Raw genomic sequence first — 16,287 nt, 5'->3', positions numbered from 1 at the left:
ACTAGAGAATCGCAGGAATGAAGCCGCTCGCCTCACGCTATCTGCTGCTGGTCGCATTTTCCGTCCTGTTGGGTGCCTGCCAGAGCACGCCGACGGTTGAGACGTCCGTGGCCGATACCCAGCCCGACGGGTTCGCACAGCTTGAACAAAGCATCGCAGGCAATGAACTGGCGACCGCCGAAGAGCAATTGGCAACCTTGCAGGCCGCCAATGCAGACGATCCTCGCGTGGAAGCCTTGCAGCGTCGCCTGGCCGAGGCTTACCTGAGCCGCAGCCAGATCGGCTTGCAGAAGGGCGACATGAATGCCGCCGCCACTGCGTTGACCCGCGCCCGCTCGCTGATGCCCAAGGCGCCGGCGTTGACCAGTGGCGTGAACAGCGCAATTGCCCACGCGCGCAAAGCCGAGCTGGAAAAAGCCGAGGCCGAACTGCGAGCCGCGGAGGCCCGCCGTCAGGCGAAGCTGATCGATCCGGCGGCCGAGAACACCACCATCGAACTCAAGATCGGCGACATGCCCGAGCTGCGTCGTCAGCTGGATGCCATCGCAGCCGATACCGTAGCCTTCAACTGCGACGTCCTGATCGTCGTTCCGCGCACCGATGACTACCCATGGCTGGCGACCTTGCTGACCAAGCGCGTGGTCAGGATCAATCCGAGTTTCGAGCTGGACCTGCGTCGCCAGATCGACCGCCATCAATCCGCACGGATCGTGCTGACACCTGCCAGATCCTGATACCGCTGCGGCATATCGCGGATGAATCCGCTCCTACAGACCGTGTAGGAGCGGATTCATCCGCGAAGACCTCAATGCATCACGCCGGAACGGCCTTGGCTTTCGGCTCACGCGCCCATACGCGGTGCTGGGCGATAGCGTCGAAGAAGGCTTCGAACGATGCACTGTCGGACACCACCAGCAGGCCGGCGTCTTCATCCAGGTGCAGCAGGTCCAGCAGCGAGCGCGCTTCGCCGGACAGCGAAATCGCCTTGAGGTGCTTGTAGGCCTCGAGGATGAAGTGCAGCGCCACGCCGTCAGTGCTCAGCGCTTTGACCGACTCGGCACCGCCGGGCACGAACACCGCGTCGAAAGCGATTGAAGGCAGGCCTTCGGCCGAGGCATCTACAGGCAGCGTCTTGCCATCGGCCGTGGTGACCGGCGCGGAGGTCGGACCCAGGACTTTGGCGTGCGCGCCTTTGGCGGCCAGTGCAGCCTTCATGGTTTCCACGGCCGTTGCATCCACGCCGTTGGCGACCAGAATCCCGACTTTGCGCGAGACGATATCGCCGGACAGCAAGTTGTCCTGGCTGAGCGCCGGCGATTCCTGAAGCGAGGTCTGACGTTCAGGCACGGTGCGAGCGGTCGGCGCGGGCAGGCCGAGGTTGGCCGCTACACGACCCGCCAGTTCCAGGTCGATGTTGGCGAGGATCTCGTTGACCTGCCGCGCGCGGATGAACTCTCGCTCCACCTTGCCCAGCTCAAAGCTGTAGGCGGCGATGATGTGTTCCTTCTCGTGCTGGCTCATGCTGCGATAGAACAGCGTCGCCTGGGAGAAGTGATCGGAGAAGGATTCGCTGCGCTCGCGCACCTTATGCGCTTCGATACGCTCGTGATAGGTCTCGAAGCCGCCATCTTCCGCAGCTGCGGGAGTTTCCTTGGGCCAGCCGCCATCGATCGAGTTCGGCTCGTACGACGCACGCCCGCGATTGATGGTCATCCGATGCTGTCCGTCGCGCTGTCCGTTGTGGTTCGGCGCAACCGGGCGGTTGATCGGAATTTCGTGGAAGTTCGGCCCGCCCAGGCGGCTGATCTGCGTATCGGTGTAGGAAAACAGGCGACCCTGCAGCAGCGGATCGTTGGTGAAGTCGATGCCGGGCACGATATGGCCAGGGCAGAATGCAACCTGCTCGACTTCGGCGAAGAAATTGTCCGGGTTGCGGTTGAGCACCATTTTGCCCAGCGGGGTGACGGGCACCAATTCTTCGGGAATGATCTTGGTAGGGTCGAGCAGATCGAAGTCGAACTTGTGCTCGTCTTCCTCGGGCACGATCTGTACGCCCAGCTCCCACTCCGGGTAATCGCCCATCTCGATGGATTCCCAGAGGTCGCGACGGTGGTAGTCGGTATCCTTGCCGGCCAGCTTCTGAGCCTCGTCCCATACCAGCGAGCAGACACCCTGCTTGGGCTTCCAGTGGAATTTGACGAAGGTCGATTTGCCCTCCGTGCTGATCAGGCGGAAGGTATGCACGCCAAAGCCCTGCATGGTGCGAAGGCTTTTCGGAATGGCGCGATCGGACATGGCCCACACGACCATGTGCGCGGATTCCGGGACCAGCGAAACGAAATCCCAGAAGGTGTCGTGCGCGGAGCCGCCAGTAGGAATTTCGTTATGCGGCTCGGGTTTTACCGCGTGCACGAAGTCCGGAAACTTCACGGCGTCCTGAATGAAGAACACCGGCATGTTGTTGCCGACCAGGTCGAAGTTACCTTCGTCGGTGTAGAACTTGACCGCGAAACCGCGCACGTCGCGGACCGTATCGCCCGAGCCGCGCGGCCCCTGGACCGTGGAAAAGCGCACCAGGACCGGAGTTTTCTTGCCCGGATCGCGCAGGAAGCCGGCCTTGCTCATCGCGCCATGATCCTCGTAGGTCTGGAAATAGCCATGGGCGGCAGTGCCACGCGCGTGAACGATGCGTTCCGGAATGCGCTCATGGTCAAAGTGCGTGATTTTCTCACGCATGATGAAGTCTTCGAGCAGCGACGGGCCGCGACTGCCAACCTTGAGCGTGTTCTGATTGTCGGCGATCTTCACGCCCTGGTTGGTGCGCAGCGCCTGCCCGGTGGCGTCCGAGCGAAACTGTTCGAGGTCGTCCAGCTTGGCATTGGTGTTGCCGCGATCGAGCGTGTCGGTGCCGGCCATTTCGCTTTTAGCGGTATTGCCCAGTGGTGAATTCTTCTCGTCAGCCATCGTCTGCTCCATATCTTCCCGCTCGTGAAGCCGGGTTCGGTCAGATCCCCGCGAGCGCGGGAATCACGGTAATGGAGAAGTGACAAGCTGTGGAAACAGCCGTTCCCCGTCGCAATCGCAACCGGCCTGCGCGACGCCTTATGTCACTTGTGTGGCCCGGCCGATAAATTAATGCTAAGCACGACCGCGCGGACAGGCTAAAATGCGCGCCCGGCTCAATCCGGCCGGGCTACGAAGCAAGTGGCACCCTGTCCACTGCGCTGATTTCTTAACGCGCCCCCACAAGGTTCGCTCCGTGATCGAGTTTCATAACGTCCACAAAACCTATCGGGTTGCAGGCAAGGAAATCCCGGCCCTGCATTCCACCAGCCTGCGGGTCGAGAATGGCCAGGTATTCGGCCTGATAGGCCACTCCGGCGCCGGCAAGAGCACGCTGCTGCGCCTGATCAATCGTCTTGAGACCCCAAGCGGCGGGCAGATCGTGGTCGATGGTGAAGACGTCACCGCACTCGACGCCAATGGTCTGCGTCGCTTCCGCCAGCAGGTCGGCATGATCTTCCAGCACTTCAATCTGCTGGCTTCGCGCACCGTGGCGGACAACGTCGCCATGCCGCTGACTCTGGCCGGCGACATGCCTCGGGCGCAGATCGATCAGCGGGTCGCCGAACTGCTGGCGCGTGTCGGCCTGTCCGATCATGCCAAAAAGTATCCGGCCCAGTTGTCCGGCGGCCAGAAGCAGCGCGTCGGCATTGCCCGCGCCCTGGCGACCAAGCCCAAGATTCTGCTGTGCGACGAGGCCACCAGCGCGCTCGACCCACAGACCACTGCGTCGGTGCTGCAACTGCTCGCCGAGATCAACCGCGAGCTGAAGCTGACCATCGTGCTCATCACTCACGAGATGGATGTGATCCGCCGGGTCTGCGATCAGGTGGCAGTAATGGACGCCGGCGTGATCGTCGAGCAGGGCAGGGTGGCGGATGTATTTCTGCATCCCCAGCATCCGACCACCCGGCGCTTCGTGCAGGAAGACGAGCAGGTCGATGAAAACGAACAGCGTGATGACTTCGCTCACGTCCAGGGCCGTATCGTGCGCCTGACGTTCCAGGGCGAGGCGACCTACGCGCCGCTGTTGGGCACGGTCGCCCGGGAAACCGGCGTCGACTACAGCATCCTGGCCGGTCGCATCGACCGCATCAAGGACACGCCTTACGGGCAGCTGACGCTGGCCATCACCGGCGGCGACATGGACGCCGCCTTCGCGCGCTTCAAGGCTGCGGACGTGCATATGGAGGTCCTGCGCTGATGGACGCTTTTCTGAATCTGTTTTCCAACGTCGACTGGTACGAAATCTGGGTCGCCACGGGCGATACCCTGATCATGCTCGGTGTCTCGCTGGGCTTCACCATCCTGTTCGGCCTGCCGCTGGGCGTGCTGATGTTCCTCACCTCGCCGCGCCAGTTGCTGGAAAACAAGCCGCTTTACGCCACGGTCGGGCTGGTCGTGAACATGCTGCGGGCGCTGCCGTTCATTATTCTGCTGATCGTCATGATGCCGCTGACCGAGATCATCACCGGCACATCGCTGGGTATCCTCGGCACCTTACCGCCGCTGATCGCCGGCGCTACGCCGTTTTTCGCGCGTTTGGTAGAGACCGCGCTGCGCGAAGTGGATCGCGGCATCATCGAAGCTACCCAGGCCATGGGTGCCACCACGCGGCAGATCATCCTCAAGGCGCTGCTGCCGGAAGCCCGGCCTGGCATTCTCGCGGCCATTACCGTGACGGCGATCGCGCTGGTGTCCTTCACCGCCATGGCCGGTGCCGTCGGCGCGGGCGGGCTGGGCGATCTGGCGATTCGCTACGGCTACCAGCGCTTCCAGAACGATGTGATGTTCGTGACGGTCGTATTGCTGTTGGTGCTGGTGCAGATCCTGCAGACCGTCGGCGACCGGCTGGTTGCTCACTTCACTCATCGTTGATCGAACAGTTGGCAATGGTCCGCTCCAGGGCGAGCGGGCCGTTCAAAGGAGTTATCGAATGAAAAAACTACTGGCCGTATTTGCCGCCGTGACAGCGATGTCTGCGCAGGCCAATGAAACCCTGACCGTCGCGGCGTCGGCCGTGCCCCACGCGGAAATCCTGGAATTCGTCAAACCGACGCTGGCGAAAGAGGGCGTGGACCTGAACATCAAGGTGTTCAACGACTACATCCAGCCGAACGTTCAGGTGTCCCAGAAGCGCATGGACGCCAACTTCTTCCAGCATCAGCCGTATCTGGATGAGTTCAACAAGGGCAAGGGCACCGACCTGGTGGCGGTGGCAAAAGTCCATGTCGAACCTTTCGGTGCGTACTCCGAGAAATTCACGAAGCTCGAGGATCTGCCAGGCGGCGCGAACGTGGCCCTGCCGAACGACGCCACCAACGAAGGCCGTGCGCTGTTGCTGCTGGCCAAGGCCGGCCTGATCACGCTCAAGGACCCGACCAGCATCCTGGCGAAGCCTTCGGACGTGGTGAACAACCCCAAGGACTTGAAATTCCGCGAGCTGGAAGCCGCCACGCTGCCGCGCGTGCTGACTCAGGTCGATCTGGCGCTGATCAACACCAACTACGCCCTGAGCGCCAAGCTGGACCCGACCAAGGACGCGCTGGTCATTGAAGGCGCTGAATCGCCCTACGCCAACATCCTCGTCGCCCGTCCGGACAACAAGGATTCGGACGCGATGAAGAAACTCGTCGCCGCCTTGAACAGCCCGGAAGTCAAAGCTTTCCTGGTCGAGAAATACAAAGGCGCGGTCGTGCCGGCGTTCTAAGGATTCGCACACCACCTGTAGGAGCCAGCTTGCTGGCGATAAACGATAACGCGCTCTACCTGAAAATCGCGCCCTCCGGTTTTACTGCCGCTTTGCGGCAGATCGCGAGCAAGCTCGCTCCTACAGGTATGCGCGGGTTCATTGTCTTTCCAGCAACTCCGGCAGCCTGGCCACCAGTTTCTGGCCGTTCAACGGCGCTCGGATAAACCCGCGTTGTGTGCCGTCCGGGCCGATCAGCGCGAGGTTGCCGCTGTGGTCCACCGTATAGTTCGGCTTGCTGGTATCGGCGGGGATGAAGGGGACACTCACCGCGTTCGCCAGCTTTTGCAGGTCGGCCACCGGCGCGGTGATGCCGATGTAGCCCTTGTCGAAAAATCCCAGATATTCCTTCAGCCGCTGCGGCGTGTCGCGCTCGGGGTCGACGCTCACCAGCACCACACGTAGCTTCTCGGCTTGTTCGGCACTCAGCTCGGACCTGATCTGACGGATCTGCGCCAGCGTCGTAGGGCAGATGTCCGGGCAAAAGGTGTAGCCGAAGAACATCAGCGTCCATTTGTCCTTGAACGAATCCAGCGCTAGCGGAGCACCGTTCTGATCGGTGACCTCAAATGCCGGCAGTACGCGGCTTTGCGGCAGCAGGATAATGCCGGCGTCGATCAGAGCAGTCTGGTCACCGGCGCTCTGGTTGAGCAGCACACGCTGGACAGTCAGGCCCATGATCAGCGCTACGATGGCGACCAGGATGAATACGGTTTTCTGGGTTCGGGTCATGGGTTCGGCAGTCGACAGTGATCAGTGGATGGCGCGACGAAAAACGGCGGCGGATGCCCGACAGAATACTTGAAGGCGTCGAGGGCTGCGCCATGGTACAGGCCAGCCGGTAATTGATGGTCACCAGGCACAGCAACAGTGCCGCGCCACCGGCGTTGTGGGCCAGCGCAACGGGCAGCGGCAAGTGCAGCAACACGTTGGCGACGCCAAGCCCAAGCTGCATGAGCAGCGCGAGCATCAGCACGGCGGCCAGCGTTTTGAACCCGGCTCTCCGCAGTTGCCAGGCCAGTGTCGTCAGACTCAGAGCTACCAGCACCGCGCCGAGACGGTGGGTCAGGTGAATGGCCGTGCGCGCTTCGCTGTCGAGTCGACCGCCCAGGTAGTTCGGGCCTATATGCTGGCTGAGGTGAAAGCCGTTGGCGAAATCCGCATCGGGCCACCACTGGCCCTGACAGGTCGGCAGATCGGTGCAGGCCATGGCCGCATAATTGGCGCTGACCCAGCCACCCAATGCGATCTGCGTAATGACCATCAGCGAGGCGAACCGGGCCAGACGATGCAGTCGTGCGTCGTAATCGCCCCGAACCGGGCCGGTCCCGGCCAGACGCAAGGTCAGGACCAGCAGCAGGGCCAGCGTCGCGAAGCCACCCAGCAAGTGGGTGACCACCACCTGCGGCCAGAGCTTGAGCGTCACCGTCCACATCCCGAATGCGGCCTGGGCGATAACCACGGCCAGGATCAGCAGCGGCAATTTGAGCGGCTGTCCGATCAAATGCCGCGTCCGCCAGGCCCGAAAGGCCAGGGCCAGAATGGTGAGCGCCAGCGCGCCGGCGAAATAGCGATGCACCATCTCGCTCCAGCCTTTTCCGGCTTCGACCGGCACGTGGGGAAAATGCAGCTGCGCATGAGCCAGTTGCGCTTCGCTCGCCGGGACGGCGATGAACCCGTAGCAGCCGGGCCAGTCCGGGCAGCCCAATCCGGCGTGAGTGAGCCGAGTCCAGGCGCCGAGCAACACCACGATCAGCGCCAGCAGGGTGGCGAGCAGGGCGAGACGGAATCCGGGCCGGGTCATGGCGGCCTCCCCTTATCCGATATTCGATAACTTCAGCAATCGTCGCAGATCATCCAGCAGGTCCTTGCCATTCACCTGAGCGCCGTAGCGCAAAACCAGATTGCCGTGCGGGTCGACGATCCACAGTTGCGGCTCATCCAGGCCGGGCATGGTCTGCCAGTAACGCACGGGTTCAAGCGGGTAGCGCTTGATCTCGGCGTATTCGCGCTCCAGTTTCTCGGCGTAGTCGACGCTCAGAACCTGGCTGGTCGCCAGCGCATGACTGGCGCGGGCGGCGTCTCGTCCCAGGCCGATCTGCACCTGACGGGCCAGATACACCAGATGCTGACAGTCAGCCTCACAGCGGCTCGGCGCGCTGACCAGCAGTTGCCAGCGACGCTCATCGGCCTTTACCCCCAGGTCGGCCCGACTCTGGCCGGTTGCAATGAGCTGGCCGTGATAGGTGCGCCCCTCGGGCACCCAGAAGCCGAACTGATACATGCTGGTCGCCAACAACATGGGCACCACCGCGACCATGATCAGAAACACCAGTTGCAGACGTCCGCGTCGCCGGATGCGCGGTTCAGAGATGACGGTGGGATTCATGTGGACTCCTGCTCGATGGAGGTTGTCTGACGCTGCCTGCCCTGGTGCCAGCCTAGATAGCCGTAGAGAACCAGCAGCGCCAGCGCCAGGGAAAACCACTGCACCGCGTAGGCCGAGTGCTTTTCCGGCATCATCGCCACGATCGGCCAGTCGACCCGGTTGGCGGCCGGGCCGGCCTCGAGACGCAGCGCGTGGGGGAAACCTTCACGTCCCAGTTCGAGCCAGAGTTTTTCCGGCTCTATCGAGGTCACCAGCTTGGGCCAGCTGGAAGAGGGTGTGTCGGGTCGCAGCTGAAAGACTTTGCCGGGCACGTCGTAAACCCAGGCGCTGAGTTCCAGCGGTCGATCCGGTGTCTCGAACGTCGGTGGAGAGCGGCGATCCGGCCAGGGCAGCCAGCCGCGATTGACCAGCAGCCACAGGCCGCTGGCATGGTCCAGAAAGGGTTGCAGCAGTTCGACCCCGGCCTTGCCGTCGCGAATGGCGTTGTCCAGCAACAGGCTGTGATCGGCATCGAACCGGCCCAGCAAACGCACCCGACGCCAGGCGGGCTCCGGCGCGTAGAGCATTTGCGCGGCACTGACCGGGGTCGCCGCGCGGCGCTCGGCATAGTCGCGCAGGATTTCACGTTTCTCCTCGCCTCTGCTCAATTGCCAGAAGCCGAGAGAGATCAGTGTCGGCAGCAGCAAAAGCACCACGACGGTTGGCAGCAAACCAGGCGTGAAGCGCTTCATGACACCGTCCCGACCGGTTCCACAGGCCTGCCTATACTCCCATCCACCATCGCGATTGCTCCCGGGGTTTCACATGCTCAAAGCAGCGATTGTTCTTATGTTGGCCGCGACCATCACCAGCCTGTTCAGCGGCCTGTTCTTTCTGATCAAGGACGACAGCCAGTCCACTCGCCTGATCAAGGCGCTGACCCTGCGCGTCATACTTGCGGCGTTGACGCTGGCGCTTATTGCCTGGGGGTTTTACAGCGGTCAGTTGGTTTCTCATGGGACGTGGTAAATTTTTTGCGCACCAGATCGCCAGCAAGCTGGCTCCTACAGAATCAGCGCTACAACACATACACAAAGATGAACAACCCCACCCAGACCACATCCACGAAATGCCAATACCAGCTGGCAGCCTCGAATCCGAACTGGTGTTCGGCATCGAAATGCCCGCGCAGTATTCGCATCAGCATGACGAACAGAATGAGCGTACCGATGGTGACGTGGGCGCCGTGAAAGCCGGTGAGCATGAAAAAGGTCGCGCCGTAGATACCCGAACCCAGGGTCAGGTCGAGTTCGTGGTAGGCGTGGATATATTCTTCGGCTTGCAGGATCAGGAAGATCCAGCCCAACAGGATGGTCAGCGCCAGCCAGCGCTTGAGCGCCGTGCGGTTTCCCTTCTTCAGCGCGTGATGCGCGAAGGTGATGGTCACACTGGAGCTGATCAGCAGGGCCGTGTTGATCAAGGGCAACTGCCAGGGGTCGATGATGCCTTTGGGCGCCGGGTACAGCTTGGGATCGGGCGTGGCGAGCATCGGCCAGGTGTACTGAAAGTCGGGCCATAGCATGTTGGAGACGGCATTCGCGCCTTCGCCCCCCAGCCACGGCCCGGACAGCACTCGGATATAGAACAGCACCCCGAAGAACGCCAGGAAGAAGCTCACTTCGGAAAAGATGAACCACGCCATGCCCCAGCGAAACGAGCGATCCATCTGCGCGCTGTAGAGCCCGGCGCGGCTTTCCTTCACCACCGCGCCGAACCAGCCGAACATCATGTAAGCCACCAGTAGTGCGCCGATGAAGAAGATCAATGGCCCGTTGGAGTCCGGCCGCGCGGCCTTCATGTCGTTGAACCAGGTACCCAGCCCGTACATCGTGACCAGCAGCGCCAGGGTAGCGATGATCGGCCATTTGCTTTGTGCCGGGACGTAATAGTGTTCGTGAGGTGTCGACATGTCAGGTTCCTCAACCGCCATTACCGGCGACGGGGGCAGCAGGCGTCCGGCTCGCGCTGATATCGAACAGCGTGTAGGCCAGGGTCAGATGTCTGATTTCCGGCGGAAGCTCCCGATCCACAATGAAGCGCACCGGCATTTCGATCCGCTGACCCGGCGCCAGATGCTGCTGGGTAAAACAGAAGCACTCAGTCTTGTGAAACCAGGCCGCCGCCGGACCCGGCGATACGCTGGGCACCGCCTGGGCGGTCATGGGCCGGTCGGTGGGATTCTGGGCGATGAAGATCATCTCGTTCACGGCGCCGGGGTAAACCTCCAGTTGATCGTTTCGGGGATAGAACGCCCAGACCATGTCCGCCGCATTGGTGGACAGAAACTGCACGCGGACTTGCCGCGTCTGGTCGATCACCTGCTCGCCCCGGTAAGCGTCCCCGGTCTTGCCGTTGATGCCGAACGCCTTGCACATCACGTCATACAACGGCACCAGCGCAAAACCGAACGCGAACATCGCCACCACCAACAACAGCAGCCGCGCGATCAGCCATCTCAGCGAACGGGACTGCTCCCTGGCGTTCATTTCACCTCCGGCGGCGTCGTGAACGTGTGGTACGGCGCAGGCGAGGGCAGGCTCCACTCCAGTCCTTCGGCGCCATCCCAGGGCTTGGCAGGTGCGGGTGGGCCACCGCGAATGGTCTTGATCACGATGAACAGGAACAGCAACTGGGTCGCGCCAAAGGTGAAGGCGCCGATGCTCGACACCATGTTGAAGTCGGCGAATTGCAGGTTGTAGTCGGGAATGCGACGGGGCATCCCGGCCAGCCCCACGAAATGCATGGGGAAGAACGCCATGTTCATGCCGACGAAGGACATCCAGAAGTGCAGCTTGCCCAGCGTTTCGTCATACATATGCCCTGTCCATTTGGGCAGCCAGTAGTAGGCGGAGGCGAAAATGCCGAATATCGCGCCCGGCACCAGCACATAGTGGAAATGCGCGACCACGAAGTAAGTGTCCTGATACTGGAAGTCGGCCGGCGCGATCGACAGCATCAGCCCTGAAAAACCGCCGATGCTGAACAGGATGACAAAGGCCACGGCAAACAGCATGGGCGTCTCGAAGCTCAGCGAGCCCTGCCACATGGTGCTGACCCAGTTGAACACCTTCACGCCGGTGGGCACGGCGATGAGCATGGTCGCGTACATGAAGAACAGTTCGCCCACCAGCGGCACGCCAACCACGAACATGTGGTGCGCCCAGACGATGAACGACAGGAACGCGATGGCGGCGACCGCATAGACCATCGAGGTATAGCCGAACAACGGCTTTCGCGAGAACGCCGGAATGATCGAGCTGACGGCACCGAATGCCGGCAGGATCATGATGTACACCTCGGGATGACCGAAAAACCAGAACACATGCTGGAACAGCACCGGGTCGCCGCCTCCCGCGGCGTTGAAAAAGCTGGTGCCGAAATGGATGTCCATGAGCATCATGGTCACGCACCCGGCGAGCACCGGCATGACCGCGATCAGCAGGAAGGCGGTGATGAGCCAGGTCCAGACGAACAGCGGCATTTTCATCAGCGTCATGCCCGGCGCGCGCAGGTTGAGAATGGTCGACACCACGTTGATCGCACCCATGATGGAGCTGATGCCCATCATGTGAATGGCGAAGATAAAGAAGGTCACGCTTTCCGGCGCGTAGGTGGTGGACAACGGGGCGTAGAAGGTCCAGCCGAAATTCGGGCCGCCACCAGGGCTGAACAGGGTCGACACCAGCAGCAGGAAAGCCGCGGGCAGCAGCCAGAAACTGAAGTTGTTCAGCCGGGGCAGGGCCATGTCCGGCGCGCCGATCATCAGCGGGATCATCCAGTTGGCAAGGCCGACGAACGCCGGCATCACCGCGCCGAACACCATGATCAGACCATGCATGGTCGTCATCTGGTTGAAGAACTCGGGCTGCACGATCTGCAGACCCGGCTGGAACAGCTCGGCGCGAATCACCATCGCGAACGAACCGCCCAGCAGGAACATGCTGAAGCTGAACCACAGGTACATCGTGCCGATGTCCTTATGGTTGGTGGTCAGCACCCAGCGCATCAGCCCCTTCGCCGGGCCGTGCGTGTGATCGTGGTCGGCGTGACCATGATCGTCGATGACGGCGCTCATGTCGGTTCTCCTGCGACGCGGTATCGCGCGATGACGTGTGCCGGGGCGTTCATTGCTGGGCCTGCTTGAGGGTGAGCACATCCTTTGGCGTGATCATGTCGCCTTTGTCGTTGCCCCATGCATTGCGCTCGTAGGTGACGACGGCGGCGATGTCCACTTCGGAAAGCTGCTTGCCGAACGCCGCCATGGCGGTGCCCGGCTTGCCGTTGAAAACGATGTCCAGGTGGTCGGCGATGGGGCCGGTAGTGATTTTCGAGCCCTTGAGCGCCGGAAACATGGGCGGCAGGCCTTGCCCTTCGGGCTGGTGGCAGGCGACGCAGACCGTGTGATAGACCTTGTCGCCCTGGGCAATCAGCTCTTCACGGGTCCAGTCCTTGCTGGTCAGTTCCTTGAGCCGCGCGGCCTCCTGCTTGCGTTCGGCCAGCCAGGCGTCGTAGTCGGCCTGGCTCCGGACATCGACCACGATGGGCATGAAGCCATGATCCTTTCCGCACAGCTCCGTGCACTGCCCGCGATAGATGCCCGGCTTTTCGACACGGGTCCAGGCTTCGTGCACGAAACCCGGCACGGCATCGCGCTTGACCGCAAACGCCGGTACCCACCAGGAGTGAATGACGTCGGCGCCGGTCACCAGAAAGCGGATCTTCGAGCCGACGGGCAGCACCAGCGGCTGATCCACCTCCAGCAGATAGTGTTCGCTTTTGGTATCGCGGTTATGGATCTGGTCCGCAGGCGTCGCCAGGTTGCTGAAGAACTCGACGTCCTGCCCCAGGTACTTGTAGTGCCATTTCCATTGATAGCCGGTGATCTGAATGTCCAGATCGGACTCGGCCGCGTCGTACATGCTGATCAACGTGCGCGTCGCTGGAATGGCCATCGCCACCAGAATCAGCAGCGGCACCACGGTCCAGAGAATTTCGACGCGGGTGTTTTCATGAAAGTGAGCGGCTGTTTGACCAGTTGCACGGCGATGAACGATCATTGACCACAGCATGGCGGCGAACACCACGATGCCGATGACCACGCAGATCCAGAAGATGGTCATATGCAGGTCGTAGACCGCATTGCTGACCACAGAAGCGCCAGGCGCCATGTTGGTCGTCCAGGCTCCATGAGCCGGACTGACGATCGACCACAGCAGGAAGCTCATCCAGACGTGTGGATGTCGCATCATCGCGCGTTCCCCCAAGCTCTTGTCGTCCCGCAGGACATACCTGCGTTCAAGGGAGTGGGCCAACGATTGCAATGACGTGATGACCGGCAGGCTTTGGAGCGCAAGGCCGGGTCATGAGCCGACTTCCTTCAAAGCCGAGTATAGCCAGCGCAGGAAGCCACGCCATTCGAATGGATTGGCGGCATGACGGTCGTTCTCAGCCGCTGATTTCTGATCCAGATCGCCCGGAATGGGCTTTTATAGCCAATGCATATAAATATGTATCGGTTATGACAAATACGTCTTAGCTGTCGGGCCAAGCAGGCTACCGTATGACGTTTCATTACACCTACCTGGTATTGTGCCGTCAGGAGCAACCATGAACACCGCCGCATTGCGCGAGCTGATTCAACACGCCCATCAACATGAGGCCGCTACGGGCCAGTTGCTGCACAAGGTTGCAGCGCAGCTTCCGCACCTTCACCCCGCGATCCATTTACCCGATGTGGATGCGAAAGGCACCTTGACCCGTTTCGTAACGGCTTATATCGACCTGGTCCCTGACCTGCTCGACGCCGCGCATGCGGTCGCCGTCGAAGCGGGCATCGAAAGTCAGATCAAGCCCGTCCTGAAGATCGCCGAACACTTCTTTATCGCGCCCCCGGCCATCATGGCTGGCCACGAAGGGCTGGACAGCCTGCTGGACGAGGCCTATCTGGCGCATCGGCTGGTGGAGGAGGTTAACGACCTGTATATCCGTCATTTCGGTCGGCCGCTGATTCCTTCGAATACCACGGTCGCCAGCGTCATTGCGCATCAATTGATCGGCGAAGAGTTCGCCAATCATCTGGATGAAGCCGTGCATCAGGCGGTCGACCAGATGCTCGACGAAGAAAGCTTCGAACTGGCCTCAGTCGAAGCCTATCGGGACCGGCTCGGCAGCCCCGCAACCGAAGCCGCCTGGAAACGCTGGCCCTGCCTGTCGCGCCAGCTGGGCGTAGGCCTGGAGCTGGAACAGCATCAGGCCTGACGTATTTGCAACACGCGTAGGAGCCAGCTTGCTGGCGACAAAGGCGACGCGGTGTATCAGGCGGATCGCGTTATCAAACCATCGCCAGCAAGCTGGCTCCTACGGATTGCATCGGTTGTAGGAGCCAGCTTGCTGGCGATCAAGACGACGCCGGTATATCAGGCGTACTGCGTTATGCCACCATCGCCAGCCTGACTCAGGCCGGGCTGGAACCGATTCCCGTGGTGGTGTACACCCGCCCTTCGAGGCGGCGTTTCAGACCGCGGGGCTCGATGATCAGCCTGGTCCCATGCGCCGCGTTGGCACGTCCCCATTCTTCCAGCAACTCCAGGCACGAGTGGTCGATGTAGCTCAGGTTATTGAGCGGCACATGGACGATGCTGCCTGGCGGAATGGTCGCCAATGCCTGGGTCAGCGCCGGTACTTTCAGGAAAGTCGCCGCGCCGACCAGACGCAGTTCCAGCGTGTTATCGGCTTCCAGCGGAACCACGCTGATCTTCAGGCGCGAGGCCTTGAACGCCAGCTTCACCAGGGTCAGACCAAAGCCGATCAGCACACCGGTCAGCAGATCGGTGAAGATGATCGCGCCCGCCGTGGCGGCGTAGGTGAACATCGGCATGCGGCCGTAGCGTCCCAGACCGCGGAAGGTTTTCAGATCCACCAGCTTCAGGCCGGTATATACCAGCACGCCCGCAAGACTGGCGACCGGAATGCTCTGCAGCACACTGGACAACAACAGCACGAATGCCAGCAGCCACAGGCCGTGGAAAATCGTCGACATCCGTGTGGTCGCACCGGCCTGCACGTTGGCCGAGCTGCGCACGATCACGCCGGTCATCGGCAGTGCGCCTACCAATCCGCACAGCATGTTGCCGACGCCCTGGGCGCTGAGTTCCTTGTCGAAGTCGGAACGCGGGCCGCTGTGCATTCGATCGACGGCGGCTGCGGACAGCAGCGTCTCGGCGCTGGCGATGAATGCGACGGCAACGGCGGCAATGAGCACTGCGGGGTCGGCGAGATTCATGAGGTCGGTCGGTCGCAGCCAGTCGATCGCATCGGCCAGATTGGCCGGTACCTCCACGCGCTTGACGTCGAGCGCCAGCCAGAGGCTGATCCCGGTGGCGATACCGACACCCAAGAGCGCGCCAGGCACGAATCGCAACGATTGAGGCCGCAGCTTTTCCCAACCGTACATGATCAGGATGGTGCCCAGGCCCAGCATGCCCGCATACATGCCTGATCCCGGACCTATCGCCTGGATCAGGGTGGAGGGGAAGGCGACCAGATTATCCAGCCCGGACGGCTTGGGGCCGTTGTCGAACATCACGTGCGCCTGTGACAGCACGATCAGGACGCCGATGCCTGCCAGCATGCCGTAGACCACTGCCGGCGCGGTGACCCGGAACCAGCAGCCGAGTTTGAAACGTCCGGCCAGCACCTGCAGCAGACCGGCCAGCAGCAGAATCGGGCCAAGCATCGCCATGCCGTGTTCCCGCACCAGCTCGAAGACCAGTACCGCAAGGCCCGCGGCCGGGCCGCTGACCTGCAGCGGCGAACCCGCCAGGAAACCTACGACCAGACCACCAATGATGCCGGTGATCAAGCCTTTTGCCGGAGGCATGCCCGAAGCGATGGCGATACCCATGCACAGTGGCAAAGCAACCAGGAACACCACCACGGAAGCGAGCAGCTCACGAGGTAAAACGGATTTCAATGCTGTTGCACCCATGACACTTCTCCGGGATTCATCAGACGTGACAAAGCCTGGCGGCGCGCATCCTGCGCAGCC

At 61.7% G+C, this 16,287-nt stretch carries 16 protein-coding genes; 6 read left to right on the top strand and 10 right to left on the bottom strand.

The features are described from left to right. The first annotated feature begins 17 nt into the window (after positions 1–17). A complete protein-coding gene (locus TRP66_RS12015; RefSeq protein ID WP_333402416.1) occupies positions 18–734 on the top strand; it encodes a PA5502 family lipoprotein in 717 nt (238 codons plus the stop codon). A 79-nt stretch (positions 735–813) separates the two neighbouring features. On the opposite strand, the gene katE is transcribed toward TRP66_RS12015, so the two are convergent. Then, positions 814–2,964 carry a catalase HPII gene (gene katE / locus TRP66_RS12010; RefSeq protein ID WP_333402414.1) on the bottom strand — a complete coding sequence of 717 codons (2,151 nt, stop codon included), beginning with the start codon at positions 2,962–2,964 and terminating at the stop codon, positions 814–816. 295 nt (positions 2,965–3,259) lie between these two features. Here katE and TRP66_RS12005 point away from each other — a divergent pair, with 295 nt between their 5' ends. From TRP66_RS12005 to TRP66_RS11995, 3 genes are read left to right on the top strand one after another with little or no spacing between them, the layout of a single operon-like run. After that, positions 3,260–4,267: a methionine ABC transporter ATP-binding protein gene (locus tag TRP66_RS12005; RefSeq protein ID WP_333402412.1), complete on the top strand. Its 1,008-nt coding sequence runs from the start codon at positions 3,260–3,262 to the stop codon at positions 4,265–4,267. Further along, positions 4,267–4,941, top strand: coding sequence for a methionine ABC transporter permease (locus TRP66_RS12000; protein ID WP_333402410.1), 675 nt, complete (start codon positions 4,267–4,269; stop codon positions 4,939–4,941). Before TRP66_RS12005 ends, TRP66_RS12000 begins: the two co-directional genes overlap by 1 nt. A 58-nt stretch (positions 4,942–4,999) precedes the next feature. Further along, a complete protein-coding gene (locus TRP66_RS11995; RefSeq protein ID WP_333402408.1) occupies positions 5,000–5,773 on the top strand; it encodes a MetQ/NlpA family ABC transporter substrate-binding protein in 774 nt (257 codons plus the stop codon). 138 nt (positions 5,774–5,911) lie between these two features. Here the strand turns inward: TRP66_RS11995 and TRP66_RS11990 are convergent, their stop codons facing one another. Genes TRP66_RS11990 through TRP66_RS11975 form a run of 4 tightly spaced genes read right to left on the bottom strand, consistent with a single transcriptional unit; the run spans position 5,912 to position 8,932 of the window. Continuing rightward, on the bottom strand, positions 5,912–6,544 hold the full coding sequence (locus tag TRP66_RS11990) for an SCO family protein (protein ID WP_333402406.1): 633 nt from the start codon (positions 6,542–6,544) through the stop codon (positions 5,912–5,914). Then, positions 6,444–7,616, bottom strand: a complete 1,173-nt coding sequence (locus TRP66_RS11985) for a COX15/CtaA family protein (protein WP_442965194.1) — start codon at positions 7,614–7,616, stop codon at positions 6,444–6,446. The genes TRP66_RS11990 and TRP66_RS11985 overlap by 101 nt, the downstream gene beginning before the upstream one ends. Positions 7,617–7,628: 12 nt before the next feature. Continuing rightward, on the bottom strand, positions 7,629–8,201 hold the full coding sequence (locus TRP66_RS11980; RefSeq protein WP_333402404.1) for a hypothetical protein: 573 nt from the start codon (positions 8,199–8,201) through the stop codon (positions 7,629–7,631). After that, positions 8,198–8,932 carry an SURF1 family protein gene (locus TRP66_RS11975; RefSeq protein ID WP_333402403.1) on the bottom strand — a complete coding sequence of 245 codons (735 nt, stop codon included), beginning with the start codon at positions 8,930–8,932 and terminating at the stop codon, positions 8,198–8,200. The genes TRP66_RS11980 and TRP66_RS11975 overlap by 4 nt, the downstream gene beginning before the upstream one ends. Before the next feature lie 73 nt (positions 8,933–9,005). Here TRP66_RS11975 and TRP66_RS11970 point away from each other — a divergent pair, with 73 nt between their 5' ends. Continuing rightward, positions 9,006–9,209, top strand: coding sequence for a twin transmembrane helix small protein (locus TRP66_RS11970; protein ID WP_333402401.1), 204 nt, complete (start codon positions 9,006–9,008; stop codon positions 9,207–9,209). A 49-nt stretch (positions 9,210–9,258) separates the two neighbouring features. Here TRP66_RS11970 and TRP66_RS11965 read toward each other — a convergent pair whose 3' ends face one another. The 4 genes from TRP66_RS11965 to coxB are packed head-to-tail and all read right to left on the bottom strand — an operon-like array spanning position 9,259 to position 13,489. Next, complete coding sequence (locus TRP66_RS11965; RefSeq protein WP_333402399.1) at positions 9,259–10,149, bottom strand: cytochrome c oxidase subunit 3; 891 nt, start codon at positions 10,147–10,149, stop codon at positions 9,259–9,261. 10 nt (positions 10,150–10,159) lie between these two features. Further along, positions 10,160–10,726, bottom strand: a complete 567-nt coding sequence (locus TRP66_RS11960; protein ID WP_333402397.1) for a cytochrome c oxidase assembly protein — start codon at positions 10,724–10,726, stop codon at positions 10,160–10,162. Then, a complete protein-coding gene (ctaD, locus tag TRP66_RS11955; RefSeq protein WP_333402395.1) occupies positions 10,723–12,315 on the bottom strand; it encodes a cytochrome c oxidase subunit I in 1,593 nt (530 codons plus the stop codon). The genes TRP66_RS11960 and ctaD overlap by 4 nt, the downstream gene beginning before the upstream one ends. 49 nt (positions 12,316–12,364) lie before the next feature. Continuing rightward, positions 12,365–13,489, bottom strand: a complete 1,125-nt coding sequence (gene coxB, locus TRP66_RS11950; protein ID WP_333402393.1) for a cytochrome c oxidase subunit II — start codon at positions 13,487–13,489, stop codon at positions 12,365–12,367. Positions 13,490–13,847: 358 nt separating this feature from the next. On the opposite strand from coxB, the gene TRP66_RS11945 reads away from it, so the two are divergent. Further along, positions 13,848–14,498: a hypothetical protein gene (locus TRP66_RS11945; RefSeq protein ID WP_333402391.1), complete on the top strand. Its 651-nt coding sequence runs from the start codon at positions 13,848–13,850 to the stop codon at positions 14,496–14,498. A 196-nt stretch (positions 14,499–14,694) separates the two neighbouring features. Here TRP66_RS11945 and TRP66_RS11940 read toward each other — a convergent pair whose 3' ends face one another. After that, a complete protein-coding gene (locus TRP66_RS11940; protein WP_333402389.1) occupies positions 14,695–16,227 on the bottom strand; it encodes a SulP family inorganic anion transporter in 1,533 nt (510 codons plus the stop codon). Between the last annotated feature and the right edge of the window lie 60 nt (positions 16,228–16,287).

The sequence above is a fragment of the Pseudomonas sp. JDS28PS106 genome, assembly GCF_036706555.1.
Classification (GTDB): domain Bacteria; phylum Pseudomonadota; class Gammaproteobacteria; order Pseudomonadales; family Pseudomonadaceae; genus Aquipseudomonas.
The sequence above is the reverse complement of the archived record's forward strand: the minus strand, read 5'-3'. Positions and strand labels throughout refer to the sequence as shown.